At 68.3% G+C, this 15699-nt stretch carries 17 protein-coding genes and 2 tRNA genes; 4 read left to right on the top strand and 15 right to left on the bottom strand.

The features are described from left to right. From corA to leuC, 3 genes are all read right to left on the bottom strand, one after another. Window positions 1-1176: a magnesium/cobalt transporter CorA gene (corA, locus tag ACXJJ3_RS36035; RefSeq protein ID WP_458166377.1), complete on the bottom strand. Its 1176-nt coding sequence runs from the start codon at window positions 1174-1176 to the stop codon at window positions 1-3. Between the two features lie 247 nt (window positions 1177-1423). Then, window positions 1424-2023 (bottom strand): 3-isopropylmalate dehydratase small subunit, encoded by a 600-nt coding sequence (gene leuD, locus ACXJJ3_RS36030; protein WP_458166376.1) that lies wholly within the window; start codon window positions 2021-2023, stop codon window positions 1424-1426. A gap of 14 nt (window positions 2024-2037) precedes the next feature. Beyond that, window positions 2038-3462 (bottom strand): 3-isopropylmalate dehydratase large subunit, encoded by a 1425-nt coding sequence (leuC, locus tag ACXJJ3_RS36025; protein ID WP_458166375.1) that lies wholly within the window; start codon window positions 3460-3462, stop codon window positions 2038-2040. 106 nt (window positions 3463-3568) lie between these two features. Here leuC and ACXJJ3_RS36020 point away from each other — a divergent pair, with 106 nt between their 5' ends. After that, the gene (locus tag ACXJJ3_RS36020; RefSeq protein WP_130387568.1) at window positions 3569-4288 is read left to right on the top strand and encodes an IclR family transcriptional regulator; all 720 of its coding nucleotides are present in this window, start codon (window positions 3569-3571) and stop codon (window positions 4286-4288) included. Here ACXJJ3_RS36020 and ACXJJ3_RS36015 read toward each other — a convergent pair whose 3' ends face one another. Further along, a complete protein-coding gene (locus ACXJJ3_RS36015) occupies window positions 4289-4675 on the bottom strand; it encodes a VOC family protein (RefSeq protein ID WP_458166374.1) in 387 nt (128 codons plus the stop codon). An 84-nt stretch (window positions 4676-4759) separates the two neighbouring features. Between ACXJJ3_RS36015 and ACXJJ3_RS36010 the strand changes: the two genes are divergently transcribed. Then, entirely contained in the window at window positions 4760-5326 is a 567-nt protein-coding gene (locus tag ACXJJ3_RS36010; protein WP_458166373.1) for an HdeD family acid-resistance protein, read from the top strand. Here the strand turns inward: ACXJJ3_RS36010 and ACXJJ3_RS36005 are convergent. The 10 genes from ACXJJ3_RS36005 to ACXJJ3_RS35960 all read right to left on the bottom strand — a co-directional run bounded on the left by ACXJJ3_RS36005 (window position 5323) and on the right by ACXJJ3_RS35960 (window position 13935). Then, on the bottom strand, window positions 5323-6315 hold the full coding sequence (locus tag ACXJJ3_RS36005) for a LacI family DNA-binding transcriptional regulator (RefSeq protein WP_458166372.1): 993 nt from the start codon (window positions 6313-6315) through the stop codon (window positions 5323-5325). The two genes, ACXJJ3_RS36010 and ACXJJ3_RS36005, sit on opposite strands and share 4 nt — an antisense overlap. Continuing rightward, window positions 6287-7204: a nucleoside hydrolase gene (locus ACXJJ3_RS36000; RefSeq protein WP_458166371.1), complete on the bottom strand. Its 918-nt coding sequence runs from the start codon at window positions 7202-7204 to the stop codon at window positions 6287-6289. The genes ACXJJ3_RS36005 and ACXJJ3_RS36000 overlap by 29 nt, the downstream gene beginning before the upstream one ends. 8 nt (window positions 7205-7212) lie before the next feature. Beyond that, window positions 7213-8031 carry a carbohydrate ABC transporter permease gene (locus ACXJJ3_RS35995; RefSeq protein WP_458166370.1) on the bottom strand — a complete coding sequence of 273 codons (819 nt, stop codon included), beginning with the start codon at window positions 8029-8031 and terminating at the stop codon, window positions 7213-7215. Then, entirely contained in the window at window positions 8028-8888 is an 861-nt protein-coding gene (locus ACXJJ3_RS35990) for a carbohydrate ABC transporter permease (protein WP_458166369.1), read from the bottom strand. Before ACXJJ3_RS35990 ends, ACXJJ3_RS35995 begins: the two co-directional genes overlap by 4 nt. Next, the gene (locus ACXJJ3_RS35985) at window positions 8885-10198 is read right to left on the bottom strand and encodes an ABC transporter substrate-binding protein (protein WP_458166368.1); all 1314 of its coding nucleotides are present in this window, start codon (window positions 10196-10198) and stop codon (window positions 8885-8887) included. The genes ACXJJ3_RS35990 and ACXJJ3_RS35985 overlap by 4 nt, the downstream gene beginning before the upstream one ends. Window positions 10199-10393: 195 nt before the next feature. Next, window positions 10394-10469: transfer RNA gene (locus ACXJJ3_RS35980), tRNA-Glu, on the bottom strand. Between the two features lie 79 nt (window positions 10470-10548). Beyond that, window positions 10549-10620 (bottom strand) — tRNA-Gln (locus ACXJJ3_RS35975). 120 nt (window positions 10621-10740) lie between these two features. After that, on the bottom strand, window positions 10741-11646 hold the full coding sequence (locus tag ACXJJ3_RS35970) for a CPBP family intramembrane glutamic endopeptidase (protein WP_458166367.1): 906 nt from the start codon (window positions 11644-11646) through the stop codon (window positions 10741-10743). Next, on the bottom strand, window positions 11643-13154 hold the full coding sequence (gene gltX, locus ACXJJ3_RS35965) for a glutamate--tRNA ligase (protein WP_458166366.1): 1512 nt from the start codon (window positions 13152-13154) through the stop codon (window positions 11643-11645). The genes ACXJJ3_RS35970 and gltX overlap by 4 nt, the downstream gene beginning before the upstream one ends. Beyond that, window positions 13147-13935 carry a fumarylacetoacetate hydrolase family protein gene (locus ACXJJ3_RS35960; protein ID WP_458166365.1) on the bottom strand — a complete coding sequence of 263 codons (789 nt, stop codon included), beginning with the start codon at window positions 13933-13935 and terminating at the stop codon, window positions 13147-13149. Before ACXJJ3_RS35960 ends, gltX begins: the two co-directional genes overlap by 8 nt. 41 nt (window positions 13936-13976) lie before the next feature. Between ACXJJ3_RS35960 and ACXJJ3_RS35955 the strand changes: the two genes are divergently transcribed. Both ACXJJ3_RS35955 and ACXJJ3_RS35950 read left to right on the top strand, forming a co-directional pair. Continuing rightward, window positions 13977-14459, top strand: coding sequence for a GNAT family N-acetyltransferase (locus ACXJJ3_RS35955; RefSeq protein WP_458166364.1), 483 nt, complete (start codon window positions 13977-13979; stop codon window positions 14457-14459). Further along, on the top strand, window positions 14456-15304 hold the full coding sequence (locus ACXJJ3_RS35950; protein ID WP_458166363.1) for a 3-methyladenine DNA glycosylase: 849 nt from the start codon (window positions 14456-14458) through the stop codon (window positions 15302-15304). The genes ACXJJ3_RS35955 and ACXJJ3_RS35950 overlap by 4 nt, the downstream gene beginning before the upstream one ends. 12 nt (window positions 15305-15316) lie before the next feature. On the opposite strand, the gene ACXJJ3_RS35945 is transcribed toward ACXJJ3_RS35950, so the two are convergent. Beyond that, window positions 15317-15625, bottom strand: a complete 309-nt coding sequence (locus ACXJJ3_RS35945; RefSeq protein ID WP_458166362.1) for a hypothetical protein — start codon at window positions 15623-15625, stop codon at window positions 15317-15319. Window positions 15626-15699: the final 74 nt, after the last annotated feature.

Below are 15699 nucleotides of genomic sequence, written 5' to 3'. Positions count from 1 at the left end.
TCACAGCCAGCCGCGGCGCTTGAAGATCTGGTGCAGACCTCCACACACCAAGGCCATCAGGCCGATCGCGAACGGGTATCCGTACTCCCAGTGCAGCTCCGGCATCTTGTCGAAGTTCATCCCGTAGACGGTGCCGATCAGGGTCGGCGCGAACAGGATCGCCGCCCAGGCAGAGATCCGCTTGACCTCTTCGTTCTGCTCGCTGCTGGCGATCGCGAGGCTCTTCATCTCCTCGTTCTGCTGCTGCGCGACCAGGGTCGCGTTCACGGTCAGTATGTCGCGGAGCAGCTCGCGGAAGCCGTCGACCTTCTCCACCACCTCGGTGACGTGGTCGGCGACGTCGCGCAGTGAACGTTGCAGTTCCTCGTCCACGCCGTACTTCTGGAAGCCGCCGCGGAGCTGCTCGAGGATCCCGATCAACGGCCGGGTGGCTCGCTGGAACTCGATCACCTCACGGGACAGCTCGTAGATCCGGCGGGACACCTTCGGGTCGCCGCGGAACACCTCGGTCTCGATCTCGTCGATGTCGTTCTCCAGGCCGGCCACCACCGGCGCGTACCCGTCGACGACCTTGTCCATGATCGCGTACAGCACCGCCTCGGCGCCGCGGCTGAGCAGCTCCGGGTCGCGTTCGACCCGGCGCCGGACGGCGGCCAGGTTCGGCGCCTCGGCATGCCGGACCGTCACCACGAAGTCCCGGCCGACGAACACGTGCACCTCGCCGAACTCGACCTCCTCGGTCGCGTCCCGGTACCGCGCGGCCTTCAGGACGACGAACAACGTGTCGCCGTACCGCTCCAGCTTCGGCCGCTGATGCGCCTCGTTCGCGTCCTCGATCGCCAGCTCGTGCAGGTCGAACTCGTGCGCCAGCGAAGCGAGCTCGCGGCGGTCGGGCCGGTACAGGCCGATCCAGGCCAGGCTCTGCGGGGCGTCGTTCTCGACACTGTGGAGCGCGGAGTACGTGTCCGCGAGCGAGTGCGGGGACGCGACCCGGTTGCCGTCGCAGTAGATCGCGCTGTCGACGACGCTGTGCCCCTTGGGCTTCTGCGGATCGCGAGCCGGCTTCTCGAGCGGCTCGAGCGGGGCAGCAGCGGACGCGGCGTGCTTGCGGGCGGCGGCGCGCAGTGACGGAGTACGGCTGAACGCACGGAACGTACGCAGGCGCAGGTCGGACATGAGTCCTCCAGAGGCGGGTGATTCAGGCGAGTGATGAACGCACGTCTGCCCGACCCACAACTACTAGAGGAAAGTCAGTCCCCCGAAGGCCGAGCGAGACCGGTATGTCTGGAGGGATCGCTGTTGTTCATGCGTCCTCACCTCCTCGGTCTCGCAAGCCTTGTTCTGACAACCCCAGAAGGGTAACACCAGAGTTATCGCCCCCGCCCCCTCGAACGTTACGGGAGCGACAACTCTGATAGAGCTCTCAGGCCTTCGCAGGAAGGGTTGCCGGCTTGAAGGACGGCCGGGTCGCTTCGTATGCAGCGATCTCGTCCGCGTGCGACAGCGTGATGCCGACGTCGTCCAGACCGTTGAGCAGCCGGTAGCGGGTGTAGTCGTCGATCTCGAAGGGTGCCGAGACGTCACCGGCCGAGATCGTCTTGTTCTCCAGGTCGACCGTGACCTTGGTGCCCGGGTCGGCCTCGATCGCGGTCCACAGCTGCTCCACGACCTCCTGCGTCACCAGGGCGGCGAGCAGACCGGCCTTGCCGGAGTTACCGCGGAAGATGTCGCCGAAGCGCGACGAGACAACGACCCGGAACCCGTAGTCGAGCAGCGCCCAGACCGCGTGCTCCCGCGACGATCCGGTCCCGAAGTCCGGTCCGGCGACCAGCACCGAGACCCCTTCGTACTCAGGCTGGTTGAGGACGAACGACGGATCGTTGCGCCAGGCCGCGAACAGCCCGTCCTCGAAGCCGGTCCGGGTGACCCGCTTCAGGTACACGGCCGGGATGATCTGGTCGGTGTCGACGTTGCTGCGGCGCAGCGGGGCCGCCGTACCGATGTGCTGGGTGAAGGCTTCCATGATTCCCTTGCTCCTCAGGCGTTCGCGGGGACGGCGACGGGCGGCAGGTCAGCCGGAGCCGCGAGGGTTCCGGTGACGGCGGTCGCGGCCGCGACCAGCGGCGAGACCAGGTGGGTGCGACCGCCCTTGCCCTGACGGCCTTCGAAGTTCCGGTTCGAGGTGGAGGCGCTGCGCTCGCCCGGGGCCAGCTGGTCCGGGTTCATGCCCAGGCACATCGAGCATCCGGCCCCGCGCCATTCGGCGCCGGCGTCCTTGAAGATCGTGTCCAGGCCCTCGGCCTCGGCCTGCAGCCGGACCCGGCCGGAGCCCGGGACCACCAGCATCCGGGTGCCCTCGGCAACCTTCCGTCCGGCCAGTACGCCGGCCGCGGCCCGCAGGTCCTCGATCCGGCCATTGGTGCAGGACCCGAGGAATACCGTGTCCACGTGGATCTCGCGCAGCGGCGTACCGGCGGTCAGGCCCATGTACTCCAGCGCCCGCTCGGCGGCGACCTTGTCGTTCTCGTTGTCGAAGTCGTCCGGCGACGGGACCACGTCGGCGAGCGGGACGCCCTGGCCCGGGTTCGTGCCCCAGGTGACGAACGGCGTGATCTCCTCGGCCCGCAGCACGACCTCACGGTCGAAGGTCGCGTCCTCGTCGGTGGCCAGGCTCTTCCAGTACTCGACGGCCGCTTCCCAGTCCACGCCCTGCGGCGCGTGCGGCTTGTCCTTCAGGTACTCGAACGTGGTCTCGTCCGGCGCGATCATGCCGGCCTTCGCGCCCCACTCGATCGACATGTTGCAGATCGTCATCCGGGCTTCCATCGACAGCGCCCGGATCGCCTCGCCGCGGTACTCGACGATGTAGCCCTGGCCGCCGCCGGTGCCGACCTTGGCGATCAGCGACAGCACCAGGTCCTTCGCGGAGACGCCGTCCGGCAGTACGCCGTCGACGGTGACGGCCATCGTCTTCGGACGCGCCTGCATCAGCGTCTGGGTGGCCAGTACGTGCTCGACCTCGCTGGTACCGATGCCGAAGGCAATCGCGCCGAACGCGCCGTGCGTGGAGGTATGACTGTCACCGCAGACCACGGTCATGCCGGGCTGGGTCAGGCCGAGCTGCGGGCCGATCACGTGCACGACGCCCTGGTCCGGGTCGCCGAGGGTGTGGATCCGGATGCCGAACTCCTCGGCGTTCTTCCGCAGCGTGTCCACCTGGGTCCGCGACACCGGGTCGGCGATCGGCTTGTCGACGTCGAAGGTCGGGACGTTGTGGTCCTCGGTGGCGATCGTCAGATCGGGCCGCCGGACCGGCCGGCCGGCCAGTCGCAGGCCGTCGAAGGCCTGCGGACTGGTCACCTCGTGGACCAGGTGGAGGTCGATGTAGAGGAGGTCGGGTTCTCCGTCGGCATGGCGCACGACGTGCGCATCCCAGACCTTTTCCGACAACGTCCTACCCATCAGACTCTCCTTTGAGATTGGAAGTGTGGTGCTTTGGCTCACAGTGCTCTCGATTGGGCCCCGGAAGCGACTTGCGTTCCACGATTCGAGACGGCAGTATCGTCTCATGGACAACTCTAGCGGAGTCGGTGTTCTCGACAAAGCAGCTCTCGTTCTGTCCGCACTCGAGTCCGGGCCGGCGACCCTGGCCGGACTGGTGGCGGCGACAGGGCTGGCCCGGCCGACGGCTCACCGGCTGGCGGTCGCCCTCGAGCACCACCGGCTGGTCGGGCGCGACATGCAGGGACGCTTCGTGCTCGGGCCGCGACTCAGCGAGTTGGCCTCCGCCGCCGGCGAGGACCGGCTGCTCGCCACCGCCGGCCCGGTGCTGGCGCGGCTCCGCGACATCACCGGCGAATCCGCCCAGCTCTTCCGCCGCCAGGGCGAGTACCGCGTCTGCGTCGCCGCCGCGGAACGCCCGTCCGGCCTGCGCGACACGGTGCCGGTCGGCAGTCAGCTGACCATGGCGGCCGGGTCGGCGGCCCAAATACTGCTGGCCTGGGAGGACCCGGAGCGGATGCACCGCGGCCTCCACAACGCATCCTTCAACGCCGCCGCCCTGGCCGGCGTCCGCCGCCGCGGCTGGGCGCACTCGGTCGGCGAACGCGAGCAAGGCGTCGCCTCGGTCTCAGCCCCGGTCCGCTCCCCCAGCGGCAAGGTGATCGCGGCCGTCTCGGTCTCCGGCCCCATCGAGCGCCTGTCCCGCCAGCCCGGCCGCATGCATGCCCCGGCCGTGATGGCCGCCGCCGAACGCCTCTCCGAAGCCCTCCGCCGGGCCTCCGAGTAATCAGGCGGGCCAGCCGCCGTACGGGACGGTGAGGATTTCCAGGTTGTGGCCGTCGAGGTCGTCCCAGTAGAGCCCGCGGCCGCCGTCGTTGGTGTTGATCTGGCCCTCGTGCTGGTGAAACGGGTCTGCCCAGTAGGTCAGGCCCCGCTCGACGATCCGCCCGTGGATCTGGTCGAACTCCTCCTCCGACACCAGGAACGCGTAGTGCTGCGTATGCAGCCGCCCGCGGCCGTCGGCGAAGTCCAGTGAGGCCCCGTTCCCGAGCTGCACGACGGCGAACGGCCCGTAGCTGCTCGGCTCACCCGTCCCCAGGAGTTCGGCCAGAAAGCGTGCGGACGCTTCCTTGTCAGTGCTGCTCACGATCGTGTGATTGAACTCGACAGCCATTTACTCAGCCTACGCGGGGCGCTGTTGTCACGGGGCGTTACTGAGATCACTATGAGAGCCATAACCCCTTCGAGGAGGTCTGACATGGAGCGGGACTGGCTCACTCTCGGCTGGAAGATGTTGCTCGTCCGCGGTGTGTTGGGGATCGTGTTCGGAATCTTGGCGATCGCGTGGCCGATCTCGACCGCGATCGCGCTCGCTCTGTTGTGGGGCATCTGGGCGCTCGCCGACGGCATCGGCTCGATCGCCCAGGCGTTCCAGCCGGAGTCCAAAGGCGGCCGGCTGTGGCTGATCGTGCTCGGCGTGATCGCGTTGCTCGCCGGGTTCTTCGCGATCGTGCACCCGGGGATGACCGTGGCGACGCTGACCTGGATCCTCGGGATCTGGCTGATCGTGCGCGGCATCTTCGAGCTGGCCGGCGCGTTCAGCAGTCACCTGCCGATGCCACGCTGGCTACTCGTCCTGAACGGCGCGCTCTCCTTGCTGATCGGCATCCTGTTCGCGGCCAACCCGGGCGCCGGCGCAGTGAGCATCGCCGTACTGCTGGGCGTCACCGCCCTCATCTGGGGCGCCGTCCTGATCGGCGTCGCCTGGTCGGTACGCCGTGCCGCCACGGGTCCGACGACCACCGAGACTCCGTCACCGGCCTAACACCCGCAGGACGTGCTCGGAACCAGCTCGTAGTCGAGCACGTGCCGCGCGGCCGCGGGCTTGCTCCGGTCGAGCAGCAGTTCGACGGCCTGCCGTGCGGTCTGCTCGATCGGCTGCCGGACGCTCGCCAGCGGCGGCACCGTCACCGTGCACTCGCTGGTCCCGTCGAACCCCATCACCGCCACGTCCTCCGGCACCCGCAGCCCGGCCTCCCAGGCCGCGAACAGTACGCCGAACGCCTGCTCGTCGGTCGAGCAGTAGATCGCCCGAGGCGGCCGCTTCTGCTGGAACCATGGCCGTACGGCGTCCCGCGCCGCGAACCGGGAGACCGGCGCCGCGACGTACCGCGCCGTCGACCGCGGATGGCCTTCGAGGGCGCGCTCGATGCCGCGCCGGTGTTCCGCCGTACCGGGTGATTCCTCCGGGCCGGTGACGACGCCGAGGGTGCGGTAGCCGTGCGACAGCAGGTGATCCGCCGACGCCTCGGCGCCCGCGACGTAGTCGATCGACAACGTCGAAACAGTCACTCCGTCCGGCACCGGGTGCAGCGCGACGACCGGTACGCCGGCCGCCGCGAACCGCTGGATCGCCGGCTCGACGAGCAGCGAGACCAGGACGACGCCGTCGACCTTGCGCTCGATGAACGACCCGATGTGCGCCGACTCCTGGGCCGGGTCGCCCGCCGAGTCGCCGATCAGCAGCAGGTGGTCGTGCTGCCGGGCGAAGTTCTCCAGGTGCTCGGCGAGCGTCGCGAAGTACGGGTTGCGGATCTGCGGGATCAGCAGCCCGAGCGAGTACGTCCGGCCGGCGCTGAGCGCCCGGGCCAGGATGTTCGGCCGGTACTCGAGCTCGGCCGCCGCCTCCAGTACCCGCCGCCGGGTCTCCGCGGACACCGGCCGCGGCCCGTTGTTGAAGACGTAGCTGACCACCGCGGTCGACGTACCGGCACGCTCCGCGACGTCACGCGCGGTCGCCATCGATCTCCCCACGCCCGCCAGCGTAAGCCGTGCCACCGGCCACGATCCGCCGCGTGATCTCCTCGGCCACCTCCTCGGCCTCCACCGCGGTCACGATCCGCACCGTCCCCTCGGCATCGGCCGCGAACGCACTGTGCCCCGACTGCTCGCCGCCGACGGTGATCGTCACCCGCCCGAGCTTGGAGAACGTGAACAGTTCCGGGCGGCTGAGCGCGAGCACGGCCACCGGGTCGTGCGGCACGTTCCACGTCTCGTTCCAGAACGCCCACCACTGCTCGATGTCCGCCCCGAGCGCCGCACCCAACGGACCGGCCGCCCGGATCCGCTCCAGCCGTGCCTTCTCGATCGTCACCTGCCGGGTGATCTCCAGCCCGGTGATCGTCGTCGGGATCCCGGCGTTCAGGACGAGCTGCGCCGCGACGTCGTCGGACTTGAAGTTGTGCTCGCACACGTCGTCGCCGAACGAGCCGCCCATCACCCACAGGTGCCGGATCCACCAGGCCGCCTGCGGCTCCAGCCGCAGCACCTTCGCGATGTTGGTCAGCGGCCCGATCGCCGCCACGTCGAGCTCACCGGGACGCGCCCGCAGCAACTCGATCAGCCGCTCCGGTGCGCTGTCCGCGCTGATCGTCTCGGCCGCCAGCCCGTCGTGCAGCGTGCCTTCGTGCCCGGCCCACCAGACCTCCCGCCCGGACAGCGGATCAGCGAGCCCCGGTACGACGGTCAGCTCACGGCCGGCGAGTACGCCGTACCGCCGGGCGAGCTGGGCCCGCAGCCGGGTGTCGCCGTACACGGTGTGCACCTCGGCGAGGTCGATCTCCGGGCTGCCGAGCAGCTGGGCGAGCGCCATCGCGTCGTCCACGTCGGAGCCGATGTCGGTATCGAGAATGAGGGATCGCACGTATCTCCTTACTTGAGCCCGGTACTCGACACGGACTGGACGAAGTACCGCTGGAAGCCGGCGATGACGACCAGCGGGATCACGGTGAGGACCACGGCGCCCGCGAACACGAGACCGTAGTCGGCGAAGTTCTGGCCCTGCAGGTTGGACAGCGCGACCGGGCCGAGGATGTGTTTCGCGTCGGTGCCGATCAGCAGCGGCCAGACGTACGCCTGCCACTGGAAGAGGAACAGCATCAGCCCGGCGCCGATCAGGGCGGGCTTGGACAGCGGCAGGTAGATCCAGCGGAAGACGCCGAACCAGCCCAGGCCGTCCAGCCGCCCGGCCTCGACCAGTTCGGCCGGAACGCCGAGGAAGAACTGCCGGAGCAGGAAGATCGCCATCCCGTTGCCGATCCCGGGCAGCACCAGCCCGGTGAACGTGTTGGTCAGGTGCCAGTCGCGGAACATCGTCGACAACGGGATCGCGATCGCGTCGAACGGCACCAGGAAGCTCAGGACGACGATGCCGAACACGAGCCCGCGGCCGCGGAACTCGAACGCCGCCAGCCCGAACGCCGCGGTCGCGCAGACCGCCAGCCCGATCGCGACGGTGAGCGCGCTGACCAGGATCGAGTTCAGCGTCGCCCGGCCGATCTCGCTGCCGAGCAGGGCCGAGTAGTTCGTGAGCGTCGGTTTCAGCTCGAAGAACGTCTGCCAGGACAGCGGGTTCAGATGCGCGAACGTCTCCGAGCCCGGGCGCAACGAGTTCGTCACCACCCACAGCAGCGGCAGGAAGAACAGGATGCCGACGACCCCGCCGAGCACCGACAGGCTGACCCGCTTCACTGGTCACCTCGCAGCAGCCGGAACTGCCCGGCCACGATCGCCAGCGTCAGCACGACCAGGATCACCACTTCGGCCTGCGCGACGTGGATGTCGCCGATCGCGTACGCCCGGTTGTAGACGTCGTACATCAGCAGGTTGCTGTTGCCGTTCGGGCCGCCCTTGGTGAGGATCTGCACCGGTGCGAACACGAGCAGGTTCGACACCGTGTCCGCGACCAGCACGAACGCGAGCGGCCGCCGTACCAGCGGGAGGATGACCGAGATCATCCGCCGCCACGGACCGGCGCCGTCCAGCAGCGCGGCCTCGCGGACCTCGACCGGGACCTCCTGGATGCCCGCGATCAGGAACAGCATCCAGTACCCGACGCCGATCCAGGACAGCAGCACGATCAGCGACGGCAGTACCTGACCCGGCGACGTCAGGAACGGCTGCGCGGGCAGCCCGAGCCGTTGCAGTACGCCGTTCCCGAGACCGTCGGGGCGGTAGATGACGCTCCAGATGACGGCCGATACGGCCGGCGGCGTGGCGATCGGGAGGATCACCAGCGTCCGCCAGAGCTTCGAGCCGGCCGCCTTCTGGGTGAACAGCACCGCGAGCAGGAACGAGACCACGACCTGGATCGGGTTCACCAGCACGGTGAACAGCAACGTGACACCGACCGACTGCCGGAAGTCCTTGCTGCCCAGCAGATCCGTGTAGTTGCTCAGCCCGGTGAACACCCGGCCGCCGCGCAGCAGGCTCTCGGTGTAGAAGCTCTCCACCACCGCGGAGATCGCCGGGACGATCCGCAGCACGGCGAGACACACCAACGCCGGCGTCAGGAAGGCCAGGGCGATCAGCCCCTGCCGCTGTTTCATTTAATCGACTTCCACGCCTCGTTCAGCTGCTGCGTGGCCTGCTGCAACCGCTGGTCCGAGTTCGTCCCGTTGCGGATGTCGGCGAACGCCTTCCCCATCACTTCCTCGAACTGGATGTACCCGACGCTCACCGGCCGCGACACCGCGGTGTGCTCGCTCTCGTACGCCGTGATCGCCGCCGCTCCGGCCGTCTTCGCGCCGGAGAACGCGTCCATCTTCGGGGTGTACTGCTTCTGCGCGTCGACGTTCGCCGGGATGATCGTCGTCGTACTCGTGGTGGCCAGGTTGCCGGCCGGGTCCAGCGTGGCGAACTCGACGAACTTGCGGGCCATCCCCTGCTGCTTCGAGGCCGGGTTGATACCGAGCGACCAGGACCCGGTCGGGGTGACCGGCTTGCCGCCCTGGAAGTACGGCAGCGGCGCGACGCCCCAGTCGATCTTCGAGCTGCCGAAGATCTTCAGGTCCCACGGTCCGCCGACGAAGAACGCCACCTGACCGTTCGAGAACACCGGTCCGGTCTGGAACCCGCCGATGCCGCGCGGCGACAGCCCGCTCGCGAACGTGGCGCCGTACCACTGCATCGCCTTCTTCCAGCCGTCGGTCTCGACGGCCGGCGTCAGCGCGTCGGCGCCCTCGATCCCGGAGCCGCCGCCGAGCGACTCGGCCAGCGGCTGCAGCTGGTAGTACGCCTCTGGCTGCTCCATGAACAGGCCGTACTTCGTGCCGCCCGCCTGCATGCTCTTCCGGCCGGCCGCCTCGACCTGCTCCCACGTCCAGCGCTGCTGCGGGTCCGCGGTCGGCGGCGTCACCTTCGCCTTCGCGAGCGCGGTCTTGTTGTAGAAGAGGTACTGCGTCGAGTTCCACATCGGCAGCGACCAGAGCTTGTCGCGGAAGTGGTTCGTCTCGTACGCCGCCTTGGTGAAGCTGCTCTTCACCTTGGCGTCCAGGTCGCTCAGATCGGTGAGGAAACCCTTCGCGGCCAGTTGCGAGACGCGCGGCTCGTCGACCGTGTAGACGTCGATCCCGGTGTCCTTCGCGCTCAGCCGCTGCTGCATGGTCGCGTTGAACTGGTCGAACGGGATCTGCGTGTAGGTAACCCTGATCCCCGGGTTCTTCGCCTCGAAGGCCTTGATCACGGGCTGGTAGGTCTCGGCGTTGTCGGTCCCGGTGAAGGTGATCGTGCCGGTCTCGGGGCCGGGGTCGGCCGTCTGGCCGCTGCCGGAGCCGGAGCCGGACGAGCCGCCGCAGCCGGCCAGGAGCAGGGCCGCGGCAACCGCCGCGGCCGGGAGAGCGAAGAGGTTCCGCCGCATGGCGATCCCCTTTCCATCATGCAGGGAGAAAGGTCTAAGCGCTTAGACTCTAAGCGCTTAGACCTGAAGGTGTCCAGGGACGCGCTCTTTGCGGAACTTAATCGGCGCATACCGCAGGAAAGTTTCCGATGATCCGGAGTGATCGACCGGCAACGCAAGAGCGCCCTCCACCTGTTGGTGGAGGGCGCTCATCTCTGGTAGCCCCGACGGGATTCGAACCCGCGCTACCGCCTTGAGAGGGCGGCGTGCTAGGCCGCTACACAACGGGGCCAGAGGTTGTGTCGTCCGGATCTTGCGACCCGGGCAACGAGGTTGAACTTTACCGATTTTCATCGGCGCGGTCCAATCCGCTGGGGTACCAGGACTCGAACCTGGACTAACTGAACCAGAATCAGTCGGGCTGCCAATTACCCCATACCCCAAAGGCATTTTCACTGAAGTTGGAGAGTTTGTTTCCGCCCTCACCAACCCGGCTCGGAGAGCTTACCCGAGCATGCGACCGGACACCAAAACGAGTCCCCGTCGGCGGGTTGTCACTCCCGTCACACCCGTCGCGGAGCCCCCGCCGGCAGCGTCGCCGGCGGCAGTTCACACTCGGTCCGAAGCTTCATCCGGCCGGCCATCCAGACCGCGATCACACCGAAGACCACGAACTTCGCGACGTCGATCACGACCAGCGACCAGGGCGCGTCCTTGACCTCCAGGCTGGCCCCGAGACTGTTCGTCAGCCCGGCGAACACGAACGTGACGACGTTGTTCGCCGCATGCGACGCGATCCCCGACTCCAGCCCGCCGGTCCGGATCGCCAGGAACCCGGCGACCAGCCCGAACGCGAGCCGGTCCACGAACAGCGCCGGACTCTGCCACGGCCAGATCCCGTGCGCGAGCGTGAACAGCACGCCGGTGACGACCACGGCCACGATCGAGCCGCGCAGGTACGTCCCGACGGCCTGCAGCATGTAGCCGCGGAAGTAGTACTCCTCCCCCGCGGCCTGGATCGGGGAAGTCAGCAACGTGATCACGACCACCGCGACCACGTCCGGCGCCGCCGGCCCGCCGTGCCGCTCACCCGTCGCGAGCGGCACGTTGCCGAACTGGACGACCGCGAAGGCCAGCAGCTCGAGCACGATCGCGACCAGCGAGAACCACGCCAGCGGCCGCCAGCGGAGCTTCCCGACCACCGACGACAGCAACCCGGGCGTCTGCCGGTTCAGCAGCCGCGCGACCAGCATCGACAGCGGGATCAGGATGATCAGCGTCAGGTTCGTCGCCAGCAGCCCGAACCAGGACAGCGTCCCCGGCGGGTCCTTCCGGATCGCCTGCTGGATGCCGAGGACGACCACGCCCCCGACCATCCAGCCGACCAGGATCGTCAGCGTGCCGAGAACGACGTACGCGCGCGGCGTGACATCGTTCTTCAGCAACCGCTGGTACGGCGTACCGCTCATGACGACGTCGTACGACGCGCCTGCTCGAGCCGGTGCAGCGCCTTCTCCCGGCCGAGCAGCTCCAGCGACTCGAACAACGGCGGCGAGATCCGGCGCCCGGAGATCGCCACCCGAACCGGCCCGAACGCGTTCTTCGGCTTCAGCCCGAGCCCCTCGATCAACGACGCCCGCAACGCCGCCTCGATCGCCTCGGTCGTCCACTCCACGTCCGCCAGCGCCTTCACCGAAGCATCCAGCACCGCGTCCGCGTCCCCGGTCAGCACCTTCGCCGCCGCATCCGGATCCACCGCGAAATGCGCGTCATCCACAAACAAGAACCCAAGCATGTCGCCGGACTCCGAGAGCGTATTCATCCGCTCCTGCACCAACGGCACCGCCGCCTTCAAAACCCCCACCTGAGCATCCGAGGGCTCCGCCGGCAGCACACCAGCCTCCACAAGGAACGGCACCATCCGCTGCGCGAACTCGTCCGCCGGCAGCATCCGCATGTGCGCCGCGTTGATCGCCTCACACTTCTTCGGATCGAACCGCGCCGCGTTCGCGTTCACCTTGCGGATATCGAACGCCTCGATCATCTCCGGCATCGTGAACACGTCACGGTCGTCGGCGATCGACCACCCGAGCAACGCGAGGTAGTTCAGCAGCCCCTCAGGCAGGAAGCCGCGCTTCATGTACTCCCCGAGCCCCGAATTGGGGTCCCGCTTCGACAGCTTCTTGTTGCCTTCACCCATCACGAACGGCAGATGCCCGAACCGCGGGGTCCGCCCGGTGCCGACGCCGATCTCGGCCAGCGCCTCGTACAGTGCGATCTGCCGCGGCGTCGACGGCAGCAGATCCTCGCCCCGCAGCACGTGGGTGATCTCCATCAGCGCGTCGTCCACCGGGTTCACCAGCGGGTACAGCGGGTAGCCGTTCGCCCGGACGAGGACGTAGTCGCCCAGGTTCTCCGGCAGGAACGTGATCTCGCCGCGCACGAGGTCGTCGAACACGATCGGCCGGTCGGGCATTCGCAGCCGGATCACCGGGCGGCGGCCCTCGTCGACGTACGCCTTGACCTGCTCCTCCGTCAGCGTGCGGCAGTGGCCGTCGTAGCCGCTGTGCTGGCCGGCGGTGCGGGCCGCCTCACGACGCTGGTCGAGTTCCTCCTGCGAGCAGTAACAGTGGTAGGCCTTGCCCGCAGACAGCAGCTTCGCGACGACGTCCGTGTAGACATCCATCCGCGCGCTCTGCTGGTACGGCCCGAACTCGCCGCCCTTCTCGGGGCCTTCGTCCCAGTCGATGCCCAGCCAACGCAGCGAGTCCAGCGTGTACTGCAGACCTTCGGCAGTGTTGCGGGCGGTGTCGGTGTCCTCGATCCGGAGCACCAGCTTGCCGCCGAAATGCCGGGCGAATGCCCAGGCGAACAGCGCCGTGCGGATGTTCCCGACATGCAGGAGCCCGGTCGGGGAAGGGGCGAAGCGCAGCCGCACCTCGTTCGGTTCGAGGTCGCCCAGCACGTCGTCAGTCACGCACGATCACCTTGTTCGTCAGAGTTCCGATTCCTTCGATGCTCACCGAGACCTCGTCGCCGGGCAGCATCGGGCCGACGCCCGCGGGGGTGCCGGTGAGGACCACGTCGCCGGGCAGCAGCGTGGTGAAGGAGGTGATGTAGGCCAGCACCTCCGGGATGTCGAAGATGAACTGGCTGGTCCGCCCGTCCTGCTTGGGCTCGCCGTTCAGCTCGGTGCTGACCCGCAGGTCGGCCACGTCGAGCTCGGTGCTGATCCACGGGCCGAGCGGGCAGAACGTGTCGTACCCCTTGGCCCGGGCCCACTGCCCGTCGGACTTCTGCAGGTCGCGTGCGGTCACGTCGTTCGCGATCGTGTAGCCGAAGATCACCTCGTTGACCCGCTCCTTGGGCAGGTCCCGGCAGATCCGGCCGATCACGATCGCCAGCTCGCCCTCGAAGTGCAGGTCGTTGGTCTGCTCCGGGTAGACGATGCCGTCCCGCGGGCCGATCACACTGGTGTTCGGCTTCAGGAAGATCATCGGCTGTTCCGGTACGTCGTTGCCGAGCTCGGCGGCGTGCGCCGCGTAGTTCCGGCCGACGCAGACCACCTTGCTGCGCGGGATCACCGGCGCCAGCAGCCGGACGTCCGCGAGTTGCAGCTTCTCCCCGGTGAACTGGGCCGACCGGTAGAGCGGGTCCGAGTCGAGAACGTTGACGGTGCCGACGAGTCCCTCGGGATCGTCGGTCTCGACGATGCCGTACTTGGGCTCGTCGTCCACGGAGAATCTGGCGATACGCACGGAGTGAGCCTACCGTTGGCGCGGAATGAGACAGTATTCCGGTGACTTTCGACATCCGCCTGGCAGCTCCCACGGAGTTCGACGCGGTCGGTGACCTGACCGTGGACGCGTATTCGCACGACGGTTTCGTCCGCGGTGAGTACGCGCTGACGCTGCGTGCGGCGGCGGACCGGGCCGCGAAGGCGGAGCTGTGGGTGGCGGCCGATTCCTCCGGCCTGCTGGGGACTGTCACCTATTGCCCGGTCGGATCCGTCTACCGGGAGATCGGCCAGGACGACGAGGGCGAGTTCCGCATGCTCGGCGTCGCCGGCCGCGCCCGTGGCCTCGGCGTCGGTACTGCGCTGACGAAGCACTGCATCGACCGCTCCCGCGAGGACGGCAAGCGCCGGGTGGTGCTGTGCAGCGCGCAGTACATGACGACCGCCCACCGCCTGTACGAGCGCCTCGGCTTCCACCGCACCCCGGAACGCGACTGGGCCCCGATCCCGGGCGTCGACCTGTACGCGTTCGCCCTCGACCTATGACAACGCTGCCGTTCGCCGAGTGGACGGCGTCCGCCGAGGCCCACGCGCAGCGGGTCGACGTGCTGCTGGCCGATCATCTGGAACGGCGGAAACGCCGCGAACCGCATCCCGTCGAGGACTTCCTCTTCACCTATTACCCGACCCGACCGAACCAGTTGCGGGTGTGGCATCCGGGGCCTGGGGTGCGGCTTCTCGGAGGGGCGTCGTACGAGGCTCGCCGCGGATATGTGGTCGTCGACGGCGCCGCATCGCTCGACCCGGCCGAGGTCGAGCGTCGTACGGACAGCATCCAGTGGATCCGTACCCTCTTGTCGTCGACGCTGGACCGCCAACCGCAGTTCGGCTGCTTCGGCCTGCACGAGTGGGCGATGGTGTACCGGACGCCAGAGGTACGGCACGCCGCCTGGCCGCTCCGATTGGGGGCCGATGGCACCGATCAGGTCGTCGAGTCGCACAGGATCGGCTGCTCGCACTTCGACGCGTTCCGCTTCTTCACCACGCCTGCCCGGCCGCTCAACACGCTCCAACCCACGCGTGAGTCCCAGCCGGCGCTCGAACAAGGCGGCTGCCTGCACGCGAACATGGACCTCTACAAGTGGGCGAGCAAGCTGGTGCCGTTCGTCCCCAGCTCGCTGGTGCTGACGTGTTTCGAGCTCGCCCGCGACATCCGCACCCTCGACATGCGTGCCTCGCCGTACGACCTGGCCGCGCTCGGCTACTCCCCCGTCCGCATCGAGACCCCCGAGGGCAAGGCGGAGTACACGGCCGCCCAACGCACCTTCGCCGACCGCGCCCGTCCCCTCCGCCAACAACTAGCAGCCCTCTGCGACACCCTGCTCAACTGACGCCTCCACACCTCAGATACGAGTGAGCTGGTACGCCTCGAAGGTGCCCTCGTGTCCTGTGCACGGAACCACGCCGATCCTCGCGGCCTCGATGAAGCCTCCCCCGACCCGCACCTCGTCACCCAGGCGCGCCACGACCTGCCCATCGGCATCAATCAGAACCGGCGTACCTTCGCGAACCCCCGCACTCCAGCCGAGCGGCCAGGCCACGTCCACATCCGTGTAGCTGGCAACACCGGGTGCGGTGCTGTGCAGCATCCGAACGACGAGGCAGTTCGTGGAGGTGACTTCGATGGTTCCCTCCAACGCGGCCTGCATCACGATTGTGGGCACCCTGCGCTGAACCGTCAGGCCAGGGATCGGGACGTCGTGCGATCTCTCCATTGCCGACCATC

This window comes from Kribbella sp. WER1 (assembly GCF_054189145.1).
The sequence above is the reverse complement of the archived record's forward strand: the minus strand, read 5'-3'. Positions and strand labels throughout refer to the sequence as shown.

Excerpts from the sequence above, each read along its gene's own strand:
- ACXJJ3_RS35990 (WP_458166369.1), bottom strand. The coding sequence starts at position 8,888 with ATGAAACAGCGGCAGGGGCTGATCGCCCTGGCCTTCCTGACGCCGGCG.
- corA (WP_458166377.1), bottom strand. The coding sequence starts at position 1,176 with ATGTCCGACCTGCGCCTGCGTACGTTCCGTGCGTTCAGCCGTACTCCG.
- ACXJJ3_RS36015 (WP_458166374.1), bottom strand. The coding sequence starts at position 4,675 with ATGGCTGTCGAGTTCAATCACACGATCGTGAGCAGCACTGACAAGGAA.
- ACXJJ3_RS35970 (WP_458166367.1), bottom strand. The coding sequence starts at position 11,646 with ATGAGCGGTACGCCGTACCAGCGGTTGCTGAAGAACGATGTCACGCCG.
- ACXJJ3_RS35985 (WP_458166368.1), bottom strand. The coding sequence starts at position 10,198 with ATGCGGCGGAACCTCTTCGCTCTCCCGGCCGCGGCGGTTGCCGCGGCC.
- ACXJJ3_RS35950 (WP_458166363.1), top strand. The coding sequence starts at position 14,456 with ATGACAACGCTGCCGTTCGCCGAGTGGACGGCGTCCGCCGAGGCCCAC.
- ACXJJ3_RS36020 (WP_130387568.1), top strand. The coding sequence starts at position 3,569 with ATGGACAACTCTAGCGGAGTCGGTGTTCTCGACAAAGCAGCTCTCGTT.
- ACXJJ3_RS36010 (WP_458166373.1), top strand. The coding sequence starts at position 4,760 with ATGGAGCGGGACTGGCTCACTCTCGGCTGGAAGATGTTGCTCGTCCGC.
- leuC (WP_458166375.1), bottom strand. The coding sequence starts at position 3,462 with ATGGGTAGGACGTTGTCGGAAAAGGTCTGGGATGCGCACGTCGTGCGC.
- leuD (WP_458166376.1), bottom strand. The coding sequence starts at position 2,023 with ATGGAAGCCTTCACCCAGCACATCGGTACGGCGGCCCCGCTGCGCCGC.